Below are 17,487 nucleotides of genomic sequence, written 5' to 3' on the forward strand. Positions count from 1 at the left end.
CTTGCAAGCCTTGCTTGCCATAATTTTGGTAAAATGCCTAAGCCAAAATTGATAAATTCGATTTACTTAATCCTTCTCGCTTTGTCAAGGCTTCCAATACTGTCTTTACCTCGTAGAATAGTGGTTACTAGACGTAACTTAAAATTGAAATTATACTTCTGTTTTTTACTCATAAAAATGCCCCAAATAAGTGTCTAACTTTTTGGGGCATGTCTAAAATGGAGAGCTTTGCTTTTATTGTTGAAAATTGGACTACCAGATTTTGATTCGTTTTTCTTTAGGAACATAAAGTTTGTCCCCTTCTTTAGTGCCAAACGCTTCGTGGAAACCATCTAAGTTGATGATTGGCGCGAAAGCTCTGTACTGTGCCGGAGAGTGAGGGTCTGTCTTCACCTGATTGATGACGAAAGCATCGGTAGTTTTCGTTCTCCAGATAGTAGCCCACGAAAGGAAAAATCTTTGTTCAGGAGTAAATCCGTCAATTAATCCTGGGTTACCTTTGTCCTGCAAATACATTTTCAAAGCATCGAAAGCAACCGAACTACCACCCAAGTCGCCGATGTTTTCACCTAACGTAAAACGACCATTTACAAATACTCCTGGAACAGGCTCATATTTCTCGAACTGTGCAACCAATGCATCGGCTGCCGCTTCAAATTTTCTTCTATCTTCGTCGGTCCACCAGTTGTTGAGGTTTCCGTCGCCATCGTATTGGGAGCCAGAGTCATCAAAACCATGTGAAAGCTCGTGACCAATAACGGCACCTATACCTCCGAAGTTTACTGCCGCATCCGCTCTGAAATCATAGAAAGGAGCTTGAAGAATCGCCGCAGGGAATACGATTTCATTGTTTAAAGGACTATAATAGGCATTCACCGTCTGTGGTGTCATACCCCATACTTCCTTATCCACCGGCTGTCCCTGTTTTGCTAGGTTTTCCTCAAAACGCCATTTTTGAATGTTCATGACGTTCTCGTACAACGAAGTGCCTATTTCCAGCTTAGAATAATCCTTCCACTTGTCAGGATAACCTATTTTTACAGTAAATTTGGACAGCTTTTCTAAAGCTTTAACTTTTGTAGCCTCGGACATCCAGTCCAAATTTTTGATATGTATTTCAAAAGATTTGATAAGGTATTTTACCAACTCTTCACAAGCAGCTTTAGCCTCCTCAGGGAAATATTTCTCTACATATAATTTTCCCAATAGCTCACCAATATTGCCGTTTACATATTCTAAACCGCGCTTGTCGATGCTGCGTTGTTCTTGCTGTCCTCTTAACTTTTTACCGAAAAATTCGAACGAAAGTTTGTCAAGCTCTTCTGTAAGGTAAGAAGAAGCATCGCTGATAAGATGGAATTTAAGGTAATCTTTGATTACAGGAACATTCTTTTCATTAAGAATGCGGTCCAAGTTTTCATAATACTTGATTTCACCGATAATTACTGTATCAGCGGTGAAGCCCATCTTACGTAGATAACCGGCTACGTCAACATTCTTAACGAGTTTGTTAAGATCTTTTACAGCAACAGGGTTATAGCGTTTCTTGGCATCACGCGATTCTTCGACGGTTTTCAGGTAAGAGGCTATTTCCTTCTCGAATGCGATCACCTTAGGACCTTTAAGATCTTTGGTTTTAGGGTCCAACTTGCTATATAAAGTATTGATAAATTCCGAATAGTCACTTAAAGTTTTCTTGTTTGCCTCATCTTCTTTTTGGTAATAATTGCGACCCAAACCTAAACCACCGCCACCAAGATATACGGCATTGATTTTGGAATTTTTGAGATGTGCACTTACAAACCCGCCATAGAATGGATTTCCTCCCTCTTTACCATACTTCAAGAGGTAAGCTTCAAGGTCTTTAAGGTTACGGATACTGTTGATATCTGCTAGTTGTTTTTGGATAGGCTGCAACCCTACTTTGTTACGTGCCTCAAAATCTACGTACGAGCGATAAAGGTCGGCAATCTTTTGAGCATCCGAACCTTTAGGGTGTGTACCCTCAAGGGTTGATTTTAAAATTTCTAATACGGCAATATCCGTCTTTTCGCGCAACTCATCGAAAGAACCCCAACGCGCCCTATCCGACGGAATAGTTACAGTTTTCATCCAGTTCCCATTTACGTAATTGTAAAAGTCATCCTGAGGACGTACTGATTGATCCATATAATCCAGATTAATCGCTTTGTACTCCTGACTAAAAACGAACTGGGAAGCCAACATCGTTGCAGTCAATACAAAAATTTTCTTCATCTTTATAAACTTTAGCTTGTGTGTGTTATGCAAACATAATTATTTCATGCTAACTTTAACGTAACTATTTTGTGTATGTTAATAGAAATTGAGGACAAAAATTATAAGATTTATCCCAAAAGTGCGCAAGAAGGAATAAAAATCCGAAAGATTGTCAATGACACTATCCATCTGGATGTGCCAGCGCATTACACTCAGGAAATGCTTACTGCTTATGTCCGCAACATCCTTCCTAAAGAGTTAAAATCTTACACAAAGAGTAATCCGTCCTCTTCCTATTTTTCTATTTTCGGCAATAAATACCCTATACGATACAAGCATATTAGTCAAGCTTACTTTCATGATGGCATAATATATCTGCCGGAAGGCATGGTATTAAGACAAAAAAATAGCGAAGAGATAAAACTTCTTCTGTTGCAAAACTTTATCAACTCCTGCTTGTCTACATTAGAAGAAGAGTTAAATCATCTTTTGCCGCAAATTTCAATAAAGCCGTTGAAGAAAAATTATTTTTCCATCAGTAAGGAAAAGAATAAAATTACTTACAGTAAAAAGTTAATTGAAAAAGAACAACAGTTTGTATTTTATATAATTATAAAATCAATAGAAATAATTTTGGATCGGGAAAGCACCTTAAATCTTGTCCAAAAATTTGTTGCTAATTACAGGCATTATGATAAAATAATAGCATATGAACAACTGCGAATTGAAGATTAAAATCCCGAATATAGATATTCAAGATCTCTCCAAAAATGAGCAGCTTTTAGCGGAGCTACTGAATAGCAATCATAGACAAGAGCTGCAAGAATATATTTTGGACGGGCTTGGCAATAAAGATGGCGGCCCACAAGCTACCCTGTTTAAAGTGAAGAACTTCTTCTATAATCAGGGAGAGCGAAAAGGTGCTTTTCGTCTAACCTTTATCGTACAACGTAGGTATTGCTGTTCGGACACAGAGTCCTGTCAAGAGGATTATTTAGACTTTGATTTTGTAATCGATAATGACATTCTTGTAGCACATACCATATATTTCGACTGGAGTTTAAATAATTAATGCGTATGACTTCTACCCCTTACCGATAATAAAATCAACGAATCTTCCTTTGTCTTATTATTGGAAAGAGGGGCCCGGTGTGGCTTTATTGCAAAAGCTGGGCTATACACCCGATATAGCTAAGGCCGAAAGTTATATTCCTTATCTTTTTACCTGGGATGAACAGGGCGATAGACTTGTCAGTGACCTGCACGAAAAGATAGGTTTCAAGCAAGGTAACCACTCTTTAGGTGAATATCTTAAAGGCTCGTTAACAGATATATTTCAAAAGCAGATTTGGGATGACTTCTTTGCTTCAATAGATTTTTCTCCCCTATGGCTGGATAGAAAAAAGCTACAATACGGAGCTGAATTATGTCGGAGAGCCGGTCTTTCTGCCCTTATAGTCTTGAGAGACTATTGTCTGATGGGAGGTTATGAATCCGCCGCCATTAACAAGCCTTTGATATATACAGGAGCCTTGAAAAAAGGTGCTGTAAAACGACTTACCGATACCGTTAATTTTTGGGTACATATCACCCAAGAGAATGGTCTACACCCATCTTCAGAAGGTTTCTATCAAATTTTTCTGACCAGAGCTATTTATTCTTTTTCTCGTATCAATATTCTTAAGCACACCTCTTGGGATAGCAGCAAATGGGGTGTTCCGATAAACTTATGGGATATGCTTGCTACTAACCTAGGCTTTTCAATGGTCTTTTTGGTAGGATTACGACGTATGGGAATACAACCTTCCAATCAGGAAATAGAGGGACTTTTCCACTTTTGGAAATATGTAGGTCACTTGCTTGGCATACCACTGCATCTTCTGCCAGAAACCGAAGAACAAGCTATAGAGTCCCTATATCTGTGGACAATGACACAGCGTGAGGGAGACGAAGACAGCAAACTGCTAGCTGCCGCCCTGAAAGATGAACCTGTACATGCCGGCTACCCTACTAATAAGGTGATGCGGTTAATGATGCGGGAGATACATCTCTTTTACAACCATTTTCTGTTGGGTGACTATTCGTGCCAACTCTTGGGGCTTCCCAACACCAAGATTGGCCGTTTCGGTATCATAAATTTCTGGAAAACCCACCAAAACGAAAAGCGTATTGTAGATCACCCCAGTCGTCTACAGGCTATCCGTCAAGGAGGAGATGAACAAGAGAAAGTAAGACTCATCTACCAGCGTTACAACAACTTTTAAAGCAATCCTTCATCACGAAAACTATAATAGGACGTGTCCGTAAAAATAAGGTGATCGTTAACTTTTATATCTATTGCTGTGGCGGCCTCACATACTTTACGCGTCAACGTTCTATCGGCTTGACTAGGCTGTAAGGAGCCGGAAGGGTGATTATGCACCAGAATCATGGAATGTGCATTACACTGCAAAGCATATCGTAAGATTACGCGTACATCTACAGGTGTAAAGTCATTTCCTCCTCTTCCGATAAGTTGACTTTCAACAACCTTACATGCAGTGTTGAGATATATTACCCAAAACTCTTCGTGAGGAAGGTCTTGCAGTTTGGCCCGGAAATACTCATACACACGCTTACTGCTGTTGAGCACAGGACGCTCGGTCAAAGCTTCCTCTTTCCTTCTTCTGCCAAGCTCCAAAGCGGCAATGATGGTGATAGCTTTCGCCTCACCTATCCCTTTGTAAGTACAAAGATCTTTTACTTCCAGTTTTGACAAGCGGTCCAAGCTGTTATTTACATCTTTCAAGATACGACGGCACAGTTCTACGGCTGTTTCCTCCGCAGAGCCGGAACCTATAAGTATCGCCAGCAGCTCAGCATCGGTCAAAGCCCGTCGCCCTTGTTCCATAAGCTTTTCGCGTGGGCGGTCCGCCGCCGACCACTCTCTGATTACTAACTTATTCATAGAAAAGCTAACGAAAAAAAGTAAATAATTGGTAAAATTGAATTTACAAAATTCCCGGCCTACGTCCAACATTTCCTAAGCTCTTCCGTCTTTTGAAGACCTTTCTTTATATAAAAATACTATATTTGTAGCCTACAAAATTTATTTAGTAATGAGTAAAGCGATTATTAAGAACAGAAAAAGGCGACATGACTGTAGAGTTTTATACAGCCGACGCTCCAAATACAGTAGCCAACTTTATCAAATTAGCTAAGGAAGGTTTTTATGACGGACTAGCTTTCCACCGTGTTATCCCTGACTTTGTGATCCAAGGAGGATGTCCTAACAGCCGTGAGGGTGCTACGAGGAATTCCTGGAACTGGTGGTCCGGGCTATAAAATCGACTGTGAATTGGATGGCGACAACCAATACCACGATCGTGGTGTGTTGTCTATGGCTCACGCCGGAAGAAATACCGGAGGTTCTCAGTTCTTCATCTGCCACAACCGTCAGAATACAGCTCACCTCGACCGTCATCATACTTGCTTCGGCAAAGTGGTAGAAAACGTGGACGTCATCGACGATATCCGTCAGGGTGACAGAATATTAGCTGTAGAAATTATTGAAGACTAATCATCATAAAACATAATGAACTTAAGAGCTTTAGTATCGGTAACCGGTAAACCGGGATTATACAAATTAATCGGACAAAACAGAGCTGGCTTTATCTTGGAATCTTTGGATAAGGCTAAAATTAAGACGGTAGTAAATCTAAACACTACCAAAATGGCTACATTGGAAGACATCACCATCTATGGCGAAGAAGATGAAATTCGTCTTTTAGATGTGTTGGAAACCATTAAAGCCAATGGTGGTAACACCCCTGACCCTAAAACTGCTAGAAACGAAGAGTTACGTAACTTCTTCCGAGAAGTAGCTCCAGGTCATGATGAATCGAGAGTTTACATTTCGGATATCAAAAAAATTATCTCTTGGTACAACATCATCAAAGAGTTTCCTCTTTTCGATGAGGAAGCTCCTGCACCAATCCAATAGTTTTAGATGTCGTACGATAAAATCCCTAAACGTATCTGTTTAGGGATTTTTTGTTTAATACTCTTTACTTAATTGTGATTTATATTTTATGAAATATTTATAGCTTTATCTACATGGGAATACTCACAGAAAAATTCAACACAGCATACGATACTGCACCTTTTTCCAAGATTACGGAGAAGGATTACCTTCCCGCTTTTGAAGAAGGTATTGCCTTGACAAAAAAAGAGATCGACGCCATCGTAAATAATCCTGAAGCGCCAACGTTCGAAAATACGGTAGAAGCTCTAGCCTTCTCGGGAATGACTTTAGACCGCATAAGTAATATCTTCTTTAATCTCCACGCTGCGGATACCAACGAAGAACTTGAAAAGATAGCACAAGAGGTAGCACCTAAACTTTCTGCCTTAGCCAACGACATCAACCTGAATGCGGAGCTGTTTGCCCGCATAAAAGCGGTATATGAACAGAAAGACTCCCTTCCTCTCAATGAAGAGCAAAAAACACTGTTGGAGAAATCCTACAAAACATTCACCCGCAACGGGGCTCTTCTTAATGAAGAGCAAAAGGCTCAGCTCCGTGAGATAGACGCCCGCCTGTCGGTGCTCAAACTCAAGTTTGGGGAAAATGTACTGGCAGACAACAATGCCTACCGTCTCCATATTACGGATATCCAAGATCTTTCCGGATTGCCTGAAAGTGTTATCGAAGCAGCAGCAGCTCTCGCAAAAGCGGAAGGGAAAGATGGATGGATTTTCACCTTGGATTATCCTAGCTATATTCCTTTTGTCACATATGCGGATAATAGGGAACTACGAAAGGAAATAACGCTGGCCGCAGGAAGAAAAGGTTTTCAGAACAATGCCAACAACAATGAGGCTATAGTCCTCGAGATTGTCCGATTGCGTCATCAGCGTGCGCAGCTGTTGGGTTATGCTACACATGCCGATTTTGTTTTGGAAGAACGTATGGCTGAATCTCCGACCAAAGTATGGAATTTCCTCAACGACTTACTGGAGAAGGCTAAGCCCGCAGCATGGAAAGAGTTTGAAGAGCTAACAGCCTTTGCCCAACAACGAGACGGCTTAGATCAGTTGCAAAAGTGGGACGGAGCCTATTACTCCGAAAAGCTAAAACAGCAGAAATTCCAACTGGATGACGAACTGCTGAAACCTTACTTTAAACTGGAAAATGTGCTTGCGGGAGTGTTTATGGTAGCCAACAAACTCTACGGCTTACAGTTCAATGAGGTTGATAATATCGATAAATACCATCCCGATGTACGGACCTTTGAAGTTAAAGAACGAAAACAAAAATTTGGTGGCTGTGTTTTATGCTGACTTTTTCCCGCGCAAGGGTAAACGTCAAGGTGCATGGATGACATCGTTCAAACCTCAATATATCAAAGATGGTATCAACGAACGTCCTCACGTATCTATTGTGTGTAACTTCACACCCCCTACGGATACAAAACCTTCTTTACTAACCTTCAACGAAGTTACCACCTTATTCCACGAGTTTGGCCATGCCCTGCACGGCATGCTGGCCAACAGCACCTACCCTAACCTTTCGGGCACCTCCGTTTATTGGGATTTTGTGGAACTACCAAGTCAGATCATGGAAAATTGGTGTTATGAAGTAGAGGCTCTGACACTTTTTGCAAGACACTACGAAACTGGGGATAGTATCCCTATGGATTTAGTAAGAAAAATCAAAGAGTCGGCAACCTTTATGGAAGGCATGGCCACTCTACGTCAGCTTAGTTTTGGACTTCTCGACATGGGATGGCATGGTAAAGATCCTTCATCCGTTACGGACCTAAAAGCTTTTGAGAAGGAACAATTTGCCTCTACCCAGCTCTATCCGGATGTTGAGGACAATGCCATGAGCACCTCCTTTTCACATATCTTTAACGGTGGATATTCTTCCGGCTATTACAGCTACAAATGGGCCGAAGTATTAGATGCCGATGCTTTCGAATATTTTAAAGAGAACGGCATCTTCAACAAAGAGGTAGCAACCAAATTCAAGGATAACATCTTGTCCAAAGGAGGTACGGAACATCCTATGAAACTGTACAAGCAATTCCGTGGTAAAGAGCCACAGGTTGACGCGCTGTTGCGCCGCGCCGGCTTACTTCAATAGAAATGAATATACCAAAATAAAATAGCCTGCTATTAAGGTAGGCTATTTTTATAGAAAATTTATTCTCCTTGATAATCAAATAAATGTATTGTACCTTAATAAAAAGTGCTATTTTATTTTCAAAAACATTTGGCAAAACTGGATTATAGCTCTATATTTGCATCATCAAAACGGAAGGATGCGATATCCTCTAACTTTTGAAAGACAATATAAGCGAAAGTAGCTCAGTTGGTAGAGCACAACCTTGCCAAGGTTGGGGTCGCGAGTTCGAATCTCGTCTTTCGCTCCAGTGTCGCTAGGTGGTGGAACTGGTAGACACGCAGGACTTAAAATCCTGTTCGCCCTAAAGCGAGTGCGGGTTCGATTCCCGCCCTAGGTACTCAAAGCTCGACCATAGTCGGGCTTTTTTTTTACCCTTTGCTTTTTAAATGGTATATTTATAAACATAAACTATTAACCAATCCATCAACTTATGAAACAATCGTATATACTATCGTTATTCCTATTTCTTTCACTAAAAGCTTTTAGCCAGCAAAATCCTGTATTTCCAGGCTATTATGCAGATCCGGAAGCTATCGTATATAACAACACTTATTGGATATTTCCGACCTATTCTGCTCCCTATAATCAACAGGTCAAATTTGATGCTTTTTCCTCCAAAGATTTAGTAAACTGGACTAAGCATAGTAACATATTAGATACTGCGGAAGTTAAATGGGCAAAAAGAGCCATGTGGCACCCTCAGTGATAGAAAACAACGGCAAATATTACTTCTTTTTTGCCGCAAATGATGTACACCAGGGAGAAGTTGGGGGAATTGGTGTTGCAGTAGCCGACAAACCTGAAGGTCCATATAAAGATTTGTTAGGCAAACCTTTAATAAATGATATCGTCAATGGAGCTCAACCCATAGATCAATTTGTTTTCAAAGATAAAGACGGAACTTTTTATATGTATTACGGGGGTTGGAGACATTGTAACGTGGTGAAACTCAGCTCTGACTTTACTCGATTACTACCTTTTGAGGATGGATCCTATTACAAAGAGATCACGCCACAAAGCTATGTCGAAGGACCTTTTATGTTCATGAAAGACGGCAAATATTATTTCATGTGGTCCGAAGGTGGTTGGACAGGACCAGATTACAAAGTAGCTTACGCTATCGCCGACAATCCTTTAGGCCCATTTGAACGTATTGGCACTATATTAGAACAGGATCCTCAGATCGCCACAGGTGCGGGACATCATTCTGTTATAAAAATTCCAAACGAGGACAAATACTTCATTGTCTATCATCGAAGACCTTTGGGTAAAAAAGAGGCTCATGAAAGAGTAACATGCATTGACGAATTGAAATTCGATAAGGATGGAAAAATTATTCCTGTCAAGATGACTTTTTCGGGGGTACAACATCCTTTAAAATAAAATTAAGGAGCTTCCTCTTGCAGAGAAGCTCCTCAAATTATCAGGTTTTATTTAACATTTTATTTCTTAGTTGCCTTGGGCTTGATACGGCTGGGTTTCACCCATTCATCCCAAGTGCTTCCCCAACCTATGTAATGGATCTTAAAATGCCCGTCCTTATACTCTAAGATTTTGGCATCATACCAGCTGCCGGACCATTCCACCAACACTTCCTGACCAATTTTAAAGTCCGCCGGGATAGGCTCCTGATTTTCTTTCATATCCTTCGAAGAGGATATTACCTGCTTTTCTCCTATGCGCGTACCCGTTGCGGCATGACCTCCCACTTCTCCGAACAGCAAAATCAGTTGATCTGTCTCTTCTTTATACCAAAAATCGTATGTATTCTTCCGTAGATCGGAAATACGGTAATAGGTCACCCCCACTTGCGCATACCAAGGCTTTACGATTTCCACCGTACCGGTATGATCGCCCCAAGTGTATTGCCCATTAGCTTGGATTGTTAATGTGTTCATGGCTGCACCGGGTTGGTACACCATCTGAGCCCGGTTGTCTGTCGTGGCCACATAAGTGACTGCCCCTGGAATCCAAACATCCCATTTTCCAACCACCTCACCGGATACTTTTTGAGCACGTACCGGTGACAGTAGTCCTATCAAAAAAAAGATAAGTAGATGCATTGCTTTCATAACGTAGATTAATAATTGATTTGGAATTATTTACTAATTTAAAAATAGCTAATAATTCAATAAAATTCATTGTTTTGGAATAAACCAACAAAGCTTTGTCTCGATTAATTCTTTTTTCATTTAAATTATACTACTAGTAAAATATTTTTATATTTGTAACACTAACACATACGGTTATGCTAATCTCACGAATTTGGTTTAACTTCTAAGATCCGCCTTCTTACCAAGGATCTTATTCTTTACTGGGTAGCACATTATTGGTGTTTTACCTTTCTCATGTATTATTTTCACTTTAAAATATTATTAATGTATGGGAAAGCCGAAATGGTTTAGAACCTATTTATTTATTTGGAGTGGACAGTTTGTATCCATGTTGTCGAGTTATGCTGTCCAATTTGCTATTATTATTTGGTTAAGTTTGGAGTATAAGTCTGCTCAGGTATTAGCCTATGCGGGTATAGCAAGTATATTGCCACAAGCCATCATCGGACCTATAGCAGGCGTATATATAGACAGACTAAACCGCAAAAATGTGATGATGCTGTCGGATGCATTCATAGCGGTATGTACATTCGTCATTCTTGTAGTATTAAAAAACGGGGCTATCAATCTTTTTTGGATTTATATTTTATTGGGTTTACGTTCCGTCGGTAATGCCTTTCATACACCAGCACTGCAAGCCATCGCGCCCCTTATCGTTCCTCAAAACGAATTGATTCGCGTAGCCGGCATAAATCAAATTATACAATCCGTAACGAGCATTGCTGGTCCTGCAATAGGTACACTAGCGATAGCCTCCTTCCCTATATCCGAAGTGCTATATCTGGATATAATAGGCGCTGTATTGGCTATTACTTCATTATTGTTGGTACGTATTCCTAACCTTGTTGAACAAAATAAGGGCTCTCTTCTTACTGTATTATACGATTTAAAAGAAGGATTACGAACCGTATCTCAAAATAGAGGACTGAGCCTGCTCTTCTTTTTTGCCATGGCCATCACTTTGGTGGTCATGCCTGCCGCCATCATGTTTCCCTTGCTTACAACAGGACATTATGGTGGTGGAAAATGGGAAATGGGTCTCATAGAAGTAGCTTGGGGAAGCGGTATGTTGATAGGTGGAGGCATTCTTAGTGTCTTCAAATTTGAAAGCAGCAAGGTAATACTAATCAATACTATGTATACCTTGTTGGGGCTCACATTATTGGCTAGCGGTTTACTACCCGAAGAAGCCTTTATCATTTTTGTAATAATAACTATCGTGGGAGGCTTAAGTCTTTCCGTTTTCAATGGCTGTTTTACTGCCATTGTTCAGATAGAAGTAGTTCCCGAAAAATTGGGACGTGTATTCTCCCTTTATTTCAGCTTAGCTATTTTGCCTAGTCTGATAGGACTATTATTTACCGGCTGGATTGTAGATACCATAGGCATTAACCAAACCTTCATCATCTGTGGACTGTTGGCCATCGTGTTAGGACTTGCTGCATTCACCTTCCCAACACTTATGCAATTAGGAAACAACAAAACAATAGACAATAATGAAAACTAAAGAAATAATTGAAATAGCAGAAAAACATGGATTATTATTGAATGAAGAAATGTCATTCAATAACATGGGAATAGATTTTCAAGTTGGCTTTGCTAAAGATCGAAACGGTCAACAATGGGTTTTACGACTTCCAAGAAGAAAGAATCTAATAGACCAGATCAGAACAGAAAAAAATATACTTGAACTTGTATCGCAATATTTATCCATACTAGTACCGGATTGGAAAATAGCCACCGATGAACTCATTGCTTATCCTCTATTAGAAGGAAAGCCAGCCCTAACATACGACCCTGTGAGCTACGAAGTAACTTGGCATATGGACAAAAATAGTGAATGCTATATGGACTCTCTAGCCAAAATATTGGTAGAGATACATTCTATCCCTGTCGAAGAAGTGGAAAAACGACAGCTGAAAGTTCTAACTCCCGATCAAAGTAGAAAAGAAATCTCCGACAGATTAGCTCTTGTCAAATCCGAATTGGGCATAAATCAAGAATTGGAAAAAAGATATCTGCAATGGCTTGACAACGACAGATTGTGGCCTACATTCAACCGATTTATCCACGGCGACCTCTATGCAGGCCATATTTTGATCTTTCCTAACGGAAAAATTTCCGGAGTAATAGATTGGACTACCGCCCATGTCAGTGACATTGCTCAAGACTTTTCGGGACATCTAACAGTCTTTGGTGAACAAAGCCTTAAATCTTTAATCACAGCTTATCAGCAGCAGGGAGGACTAATTTGGGACGCCCTTTACGATCAAGCGGTCGAAAGAGCGGCAGCGGCACCTTTAGCTTATGGATTTTTCGCCATATCCATCCAAGACGACAACCATATAAAGGCAGCAAAAACACAACTGGGTTCTTTATAATCTACAAAACTCTGCTAGTAGCTAGCAAAGTCTTTACTGAAGTTCGAAAAGTATAATTTTCTTTTGGTGCATAGTATTACGCATAGCTTTCTCACGTACAACAGGATCCGGACTATTTATCAACGCATAATACTCTTCCGGCACCACCTGCCACGATAGACCATACTTGTCCTTAAGCCATCCACAAGAACCTTCTTCTCCTCCATCGGCTGTCAATGCCTCCCAATAATAGTCTACTTCCTCCTGATTTTTACAGTTGATAACAAAGGAAATAGACTCATTAAACTGGAAAAATGGACCTGCGGCCAAAATGCTGAACTCCACTCCTCCTATTTCCATGACTGCTGTTTCAAAGCTATCCTGCCCTCCTATTTCTTTAGCTTCTGGCGAATTATCATAGCGATGATATTCCTTTAGCTTTCCATCTCTGAAAATAGAGAGATAATAATCTACTACCGCTCGGGCGTCCTTTTCTACCCACAAACACGGGGTGATTTTCTGCTTGTCCATATCTGTATCTTTTGACCTTACTATTGAAGGCTGATTTTTAGAAGATTGTTGTCCTTAGACGGACATGTTAGAAAAAAGATCAACACAGGTGATATCCTATATCCTTTCATCATAGTCATATTATGACCATGCCAGCGCCTTCATCAAAAACATTTAAACCAGCCCCTTGTTTAATTCATTCATAAAAATCTTTTACTACATTGTTAAGACACTACCTTCTGTAAAAAATATAATCCGTCATTATAGGTTCAAGACCATATTTCCTAAATTCCGTAGCTATCTGTGCACGATGATAGGTGGAGTGGTTGATGACATGAAATAAAATATCTCTAACAGTATTCTGAAAGGCCTCGCCTTTGGTATTATTATAATATACGATAGTATTTAAGTCCGACTGTTCAATAATATGAATGGACGCATCATAATTCACTGTATCTACAGTTTTAAAAGTATCCATATTATGTTCTTGCCATACCCCATAATCGGGCTGAAAACCACTCATTCTCTTAATCCAGATATGATGGGCGTTCAGGATATGAGAAAATAATGTAATAGCCTTCGAAGGAAGCAAACTTCCTTTCTTCTCAAAATCCTCGCAAAGCTGTTGGTTAGAATGGTAATTATAAGCATATAAATCTTTAAAAAAATCTTTCATATTATGTTAAGAAAGGATCGTATGTGTTATCAAATAAGCAATTCTTCCATAAATCTAAGCAAAAACTGTTGTTAGCAATCTATGTCCAAAAAAAAAAGGTCAAAGTGTTATACTTTGACCTTCCTGTATTATATATTATATTCCTTATCTGAAGTTATAAGTAAAACCTACAGTTGCAGCCACTCTACCTTCAAATTTATTTCCACCCTTTTCACCATCGAAGGCATCTCCAACGATATTACCCATTATATCAAGATTTAAGTCCCATTTATCCGTCAAACGGATTGTTTGGATAACACCTAAATTAGGACTAAACTTAGTTTCTTTTTGCTTATTTAAACCAGCCATAATACCGATACCTGCATAAGGTATTAGGTTATAGGTACGGTTTAAGTTTACATCATATGCATCGTTACTCCAATGGAACATCAAATCGGCATGAGCATGTATATAGTTAATCTTTTGTCTGTACAAGTAGTGAGGAGCATCAATAATCATTTTATCACTTGAGGCCAAAGCTTTTGTTTGTGTCAAACCAACAATCTGACCTCCATTAATAGATCCTCTCACACCAAAACTAGGATTCAACCATTTACCTACACTAACACTTATAGTAGGAGTTATACGCTTGCCAAAGTTTTCTTGTTTATCATGGTCTCCCATAAATACTTGAGCACCAGCATTCGCTGAAGCGAACCACGTCTCAAAGGAATAATAGCCTCTGTAACGAGGATATTTCTCTACAGGCTCATTAGCAAATGCCATCGAACCAACGACCATTGACAATAAGAAGGATAAAAATTTATATTTCATAATATTTAGTTGTTAGTTATTGAACTATCTTGTGGCAAAGATAGCAGTTAATTCTAAATTTCCCGTAAAAAAAACAAACTACCCTTTTAAAAAAATATAATCTGTAAGGATTTTCTTACAAATAACCTGGGATCCACAATCCTTTATGTAATTTTATACTCGCATAAAACATGATCAAGGAATGAAAATTCTACATACTGCAGACTGGCATTTGGGAAAACGATTGGACAATTTTTCCCGTTTGGAGGAGCAAATCATAGTAATGAACGAAATCATTTCGATTGCCGATGAACAAAACGTTGATTTGGTTTTGGTAGCGGGCGATTTATTTGACGCTTTCCATCCCAGTACAGAAGCCATTGATTTGTTTTACAAGACTGTAAAACGACTGGCCAAAAACGGAAAACGACCGGTAATTGCCATTGCCGGAAACCACGATTCTCCAAGCTTCATCGATGCACCGGATCCTTTGGCCCGTGAATGCGGAATCATTCTCATTGGATATCCCAACCAAAAAGTGCAGGAATACGCATTGGAAAACTTCCGAATCACGAAATCCGAAAAGGGATTCCTAGAAATTCAACTGAATTCCTCTCCTATGCCTGTTCGAATTTTGCATACTCCTTATGCCAACGAAATTCGTTTAAAACAATTTTTGGGCGAAAATAGAGAAGATGAATTGAATGCAGTTTTAGCCGAAAACTGGAAAAATTTAGCCGATACTTATTGCGACGATAAAGGGGTTAATCTTCTTATGGCGCATTTATACATGAACAAAAGAGGAGGAGAAATTTTGGAAGAGCCCGAAGGTGAAAAACCAATTAAAATCGGGAATGCCGATATGATTTATTCCGATGCCATTCCACCTCAAATTCAATATACCGCATTGGGACACCTACACGGTTTCCGAAATATAGGAACGGTTGAAAAACCCGTGATTTATTCCTCTTCTCCCCTTTGCTACAGCTTTAGCGAAGCCGGACAAAAGAAATACGTTTCTTTGATTTCGGTGGATGAAAATCGAAATCTTTCTTTTGAAAAAGTCGAATTGAAATCGGGCAAGCCTTTGCATCGCAAAACTTTCTCAAACTTAGAATCGGCTTTGAATTGGCTTTCCGAAAATCAAAATGCTTTGGTAGAATTGACGCTGGAATCCGATACCTTTATGAAAGCCGAAGACCGCAAAGCGCTTTATCAAACCCACCAGGGTATTATCCACTTAATTCCCAAAGTCAAAAATCAAAATCAAGGTTCAGAAGATGTGCAGGAAATTAACCTAAACAAAGATCGTCGTGAATTATTTCGAGATTATTTTAAATCCAAAAACGGAGGTCAAGAACCGAATGAAGAAATCATGAATTTGTTTAACGAAATTCTAAATGCCTAAACCATGCTTCCCATTCAATTAACCATAGAAGGAATTTATTCGTATCAGGAACGCCAAACTATTGATTTTACGCAATTAACCGATGCCGGGTTATTCGGTATTTTCGGTTCGGTAGGGTCTGGAAAATCTTCCATTTTGGAAGCCATTACCTATGCTTTATATGGAGAAACTGAAAGATTAAACTCTCGTGACAAGCGAACTTACAATATGATGAACCTGAAATCCAATCGTTTCTATATACGAATTGGAAATTCAAAAATCATGAAGACCGTTTGTTTAAAGCTACGCGTGAATTCAAACGAAATTCCAAAAGATTTGAGGATGTAAATACGCCTATGGCTAATTTATACGAATGGAAAAATAACGCATGGATTCCTTTGGAATCAACCAACGTAGAACCCATTATTGGTTTGAGTTACGAAAATTTCAAACGAACTATTATCATTCCTCAAGGTCAATTCAAGGAATTTTTGGAATTAGGGGAAAAAGACCGTACCCAAATGATGATGGAGATTTTTAACCTTCATCAATACGATTTATACGACAAGGTCAGTGCATTAAGTTCCGAAAACAAGACCAAATTAAACCAGTTACAAGGTCAATTGGTAGGATTTGAAGCGGTTTCAGAAGAGGAAATTCAAGCTCAAAAAAAACAGTTGACAGAGGCGAAAAAGGCATTTGATTCTACCAAGGAAGAATTCGATTTGAAATCGGAAAGATTTCAGCAATTAAAAACTTTAAAAGCTGAATTTGAAACACTTCAAAACAAGAAAAAAAGCCTCACCGAGATGGAATCTCAACAGGAATCCATAAATGCGGTAGAGAAAAAATTGGAGGAATTTGAACATGTGCAAACCTTATTTGCCCAAATTCTCAAAACACAGAACAGGGCAACCTTGGATTACCATGCTAAATCCGAGGAAGAAATACGGGAATTGGAAACTTTGAAAAAATTAGAAACTCAGTTTCAGGAAGTACAACAAAAACTCAGTGAAATTCAACCTCAATTTGAGGCTTTAGAATTGAAAAAAACGGAAAAAAATGATTGGGAGTTAATTCTGAAAATTCAAGAAGCCAAAAAGGATATTGATAACTTAATATCCGGTTCGACAAAAGGGATTGGAATATGTAAGAAGGAAACTAAAAATTCAGTTACAAAACAATTAAAACGAYAACAATACMAAGCAATTAGATGGAAAGAAAAAAATCGAACTTCTTTC

19 protein-coding genes, 2 tRNA genes and 1 pseudogene are annotated in these 17,487 nt (G+C 39.2%); 16 read left to right on the forward strand and 6 right to left on the reverse strand.

Annotated features, from left to right (window positions below; all coding sequences use genetic code 11):
* Window positions 1-252: 252 nt before the first annotated feature.
* A complete protein-coding gene (locus SD31_RS08310; protein ID WP_039053790.1) occupies window positions 253-2,256 on the reverse strand; it encodes a M13 family metallopeptidase in 2,004 nt (667 codons plus the stop codon).
* Between the two features lie 75 nt (window positions 2,257-2,331).
* Between SD31_RS08310 and SD31_RS08315 the strand changes: the two genes are divergently transcribed.
* The 3 genes from SD31_RS08315 (at window position 2,332) to SD31_RS08325 (ending at window position 4,502) form a co-directional block, all read left to right on the forward strand.
* Window positions 2,332-2,973, forward strand: coding sequence for a DUF45 domain-containing protein (locus tag SD31_RS08315; protein ID WP_039053791.1), 642 nt, complete (start codon window positions 2,332-2,334; stop codon window positions 2,971-2,973).
* Window positions 2,948-3,310 carry a hypothetical protein gene (locus SD31_RS08320; protein ID WP_156138280.1) on the forward strand — a complete coding sequence of 121 codons (363 nt, stop codon included), beginning with the start codon at window positions 2,948-2,950 and terminating at the stop codon, window positions 3,308-3,310. Before SD31_RS08315 ends, SD31_RS08320 begins: the two co-directional genes overlap by 26 nt.
* 79 nt (window positions 3,311-3,389) lie before the next feature.
* Window positions 3,390-4,502, forward strand: coding sequence for an oxygenase MpaB family protein (locus SD31_RS08325; RefSeq protein WP_231561357.1), 1,113 nt, complete (start codon window positions 3,390-3,392; stop codon window positions 4,500-4,502).
* Here SD31_RS08325 and radC read toward each other — a convergent pair.
* Window positions 4,499-5,185, reverse strand: a complete 687-nt coding sequence (gene radC / locus SD31_RS08330) for a RadC family protein (protein ID WP_039053794.1) — start codon at window positions 5,183-5,185, stop codon at window positions 4,499-4,501. The genes SD31_RS08325 and radC overlap by 4 nt on opposite strands.
* A 188-nt stretch (window positions 5,186-5,373) precedes the next feature.
* On the opposite strand from radC, the gene SD31_RS21250 reads away from it, so the two are divergent.
* From SD31_RS21250 to SD31_RS08360, 8 genes and pseudogenes are all read left to right on the forward strand, one after another.
* Window positions 5,374-5,562: a peptidylprolyl isomerase gene (locus SD31_RS21250; RefSeq protein ID WP_410528248.1), complete on the forward strand. Its 189-nt coding sequence runs from the start codon at window positions 5,374-5,376 to the stop codon at window positions 5,560-5,562.
* Window positions 5,516-5,797, forward strand: coding sequence for a peptidylprolyl isomerase (locus SD31_RS08335; RefSeq protein WP_410528249.1), 282 nt, complete (start codon window positions 5,516-5,518; stop codon window positions 5,795-5,797). Before SD31_RS21250 ends, SD31_RS08335 begins: the two co-directional genes overlap by 47 nt.
* Before the next feature lie 15 nt (window positions 5,798-5,812).
* A complete protein-coding gene (locus SD31_RS08340) occupies window positions 5,813-6,220 on the forward strand; it encodes a DUF5606 domain-containing protein (protein ID WP_039053795.1) in 408 nt (135 codons plus the stop codon).
* A gap of 113 nt (window positions 6,221-6,333) precedes the next feature.
* Window positions 6,334-7,560 (forward strand): M3 family metallopeptidase, encoded by a 1,227-nt coding sequence (locus SD31_RS20165; RefSeq protein ID WP_262506593.1) that lies wholly within the window; start codon window positions 6,334-6,336, stop codon window positions 7,558-7,560.
* Entirely contained in the window at window positions 7,511-8,365 is an 855-nt protein-coding gene (locus tag SD31_RS20170; RefSeq protein WP_262506594.1) for a M3 family metallopeptidase, read from the forward strand. Before SD31_RS20165 ends, SD31_RS20170 begins: the two co-directional genes overlap by 50 nt.
* Before the next feature lie 213 nt (window positions 8,366-8,578).
* Window positions 8,579-8,654: transfer RNA gene (locus tag SD31_RS08350), tRNA-Gly, on the forward strand.
* A gap of 4 nt (window positions 8,655-8,658) precedes the next feature.
* Window positions 8,659-8,744 (forward strand) — tRNA-Leu (locus tag SD31_RS08355).
* 93 nt (window positions 8,745-8,837) lie between these two features.
* Window positions 8,838-9,790, forward strand: a pseudogene (locus tag SD31_RS08360) (glycoside hydrolase family 43 protein).
* A 59-nt stretch (window positions 9,791-9,849) separates the two neighbouring features.
* On the opposite strand, the gene SD31_RS08365 reads toward SD31_RS08360, so the two are convergent.
* The gene (locus SD31_RS08365; protein ID WP_197053622.1) at window positions 9,850-10,479 is read right to left on the reverse strand and encodes a Tudor-knot domain-containing protein; all 630 of its coding nucleotides are present in this window, start codon (window positions 10,477-10,479) and stop codon (window positions 9,850-9,852) included.
* 310 nt (window positions 10,480-10,789) lie between these two features.
* On the opposite strand from SD31_RS08365, the gene SD31_RS08370 reads away from it, so the two are divergent.
* A complete protein-coding gene (locus SD31_RS08370) occupies window positions 10,790-12,028 on the forward strand; it encodes an MFS transporter (protein WP_039053796.1) in 1,239 nt (412 codons plus the stop codon).
* Entirely contained in the window at window positions 12,018-12,902 is an 885-nt protein-coding gene (locus tag SD31_RS08375; protein ID WP_039053797.1) for a macrolide 2'-phosphotransferase, read from the forward strand. The genes SD31_RS08370 and SD31_RS08375 overlap by 11 nt, the downstream gene beginning before the upstream one ends.
* A 33-nt stretch (window positions 12,903-12,935) precedes the next feature.
* Here the strand turns inward: SD31_RS08375 and SD31_RS08380 are convergent, their stop codons facing one another.
* The 3 genes from SD31_RS08380 to SD31_RS08390 all read right to left on the reverse strand — a co-directional run bounded on the left by SD31_RS08380 (window position 12,936) and on the right by SD31_RS08390 (window position 14,880).
* Entirely contained in the window at window positions 12,936-13,412 is a 477-nt protein-coding gene (locus SD31_RS08380; RefSeq protein ID WP_039053798.1) for a VOC family protein, read from the reverse strand.
* Window positions 13,413-13,623: 211 nt separating this feature from the next.
* Complete coding sequence (locus SD31_RS08385; protein WP_039053799.1) at window positions 13,624-14,067, reverse strand: DinB family protein; 444 nt, start codon at window positions 14,065-14,067, stop codon at window positions 13,624-13,626.
* A gap of 144 nt (window positions 14,068-14,211) precedes the next feature.
* Window positions 14,212-14,880 (reverse strand): hypothetical protein, encoded by a 669-nt coding sequence (locus SD31_RS08390; protein ID WP_039053800.1) that lies wholly within the window; start codon window positions 14,878-14,880, stop codon window positions 14,212-14,214.
* A 181-nt stretch (window positions 14,881-15,061) separates the two neighbouring features.
* On the opposite strand from SD31_RS08390, the gene SD31_RS08395 reads away from it, so the two are divergent.
* From SD31_RS08395 to SD31_RS08400, 3 genes are all read left to right on the forward strand, one after another.
* Window positions 15,062-16,267 carry an exonuclease SbcCD subunit D gene (locus SD31_RS08395; protein ID WP_039053801.1) on the forward strand — a complete coding sequence of 402 codons (1,206 nt, stop codon included), beginning with the start codon at window positions 15,062-15,064 and terminating at the stop codon, window positions 16,265-16,267.
* A gap of 3 nt (window positions 16,268-16,270) precedes the next feature.
* Window positions 16,271-16,594 carry an AAA family ATPase gene (locus SD31_RS15280; RefSeq protein ID WP_052258821.1) on the forward strand — a complete coding sequence of 108 codons (324 nt, stop codon included), beginning with the start codon at window positions 16,271-16,273 and terminating at the stop codon, window positions 16,592-16,594.
* 8 nt (window positions 16,595-16,602) lie between these two features.
* The coding region (locus SD31_RS08400) for a hypothetical protein (protein WP_197053623.1) at window positions 16,603-17,487 on the forward strand (885 nt) is incomplete at its 3' end.

The organism is Sphingobacterium sp. T2 (assembly GCF_000814685.1).
Lineage (GTDB): Bacteria > Bacteroidota > Bacteroidia > Sphingobacteriales > Sphingobacteriaceae > Sphingobacterium > Sphingobacterium thermophilum.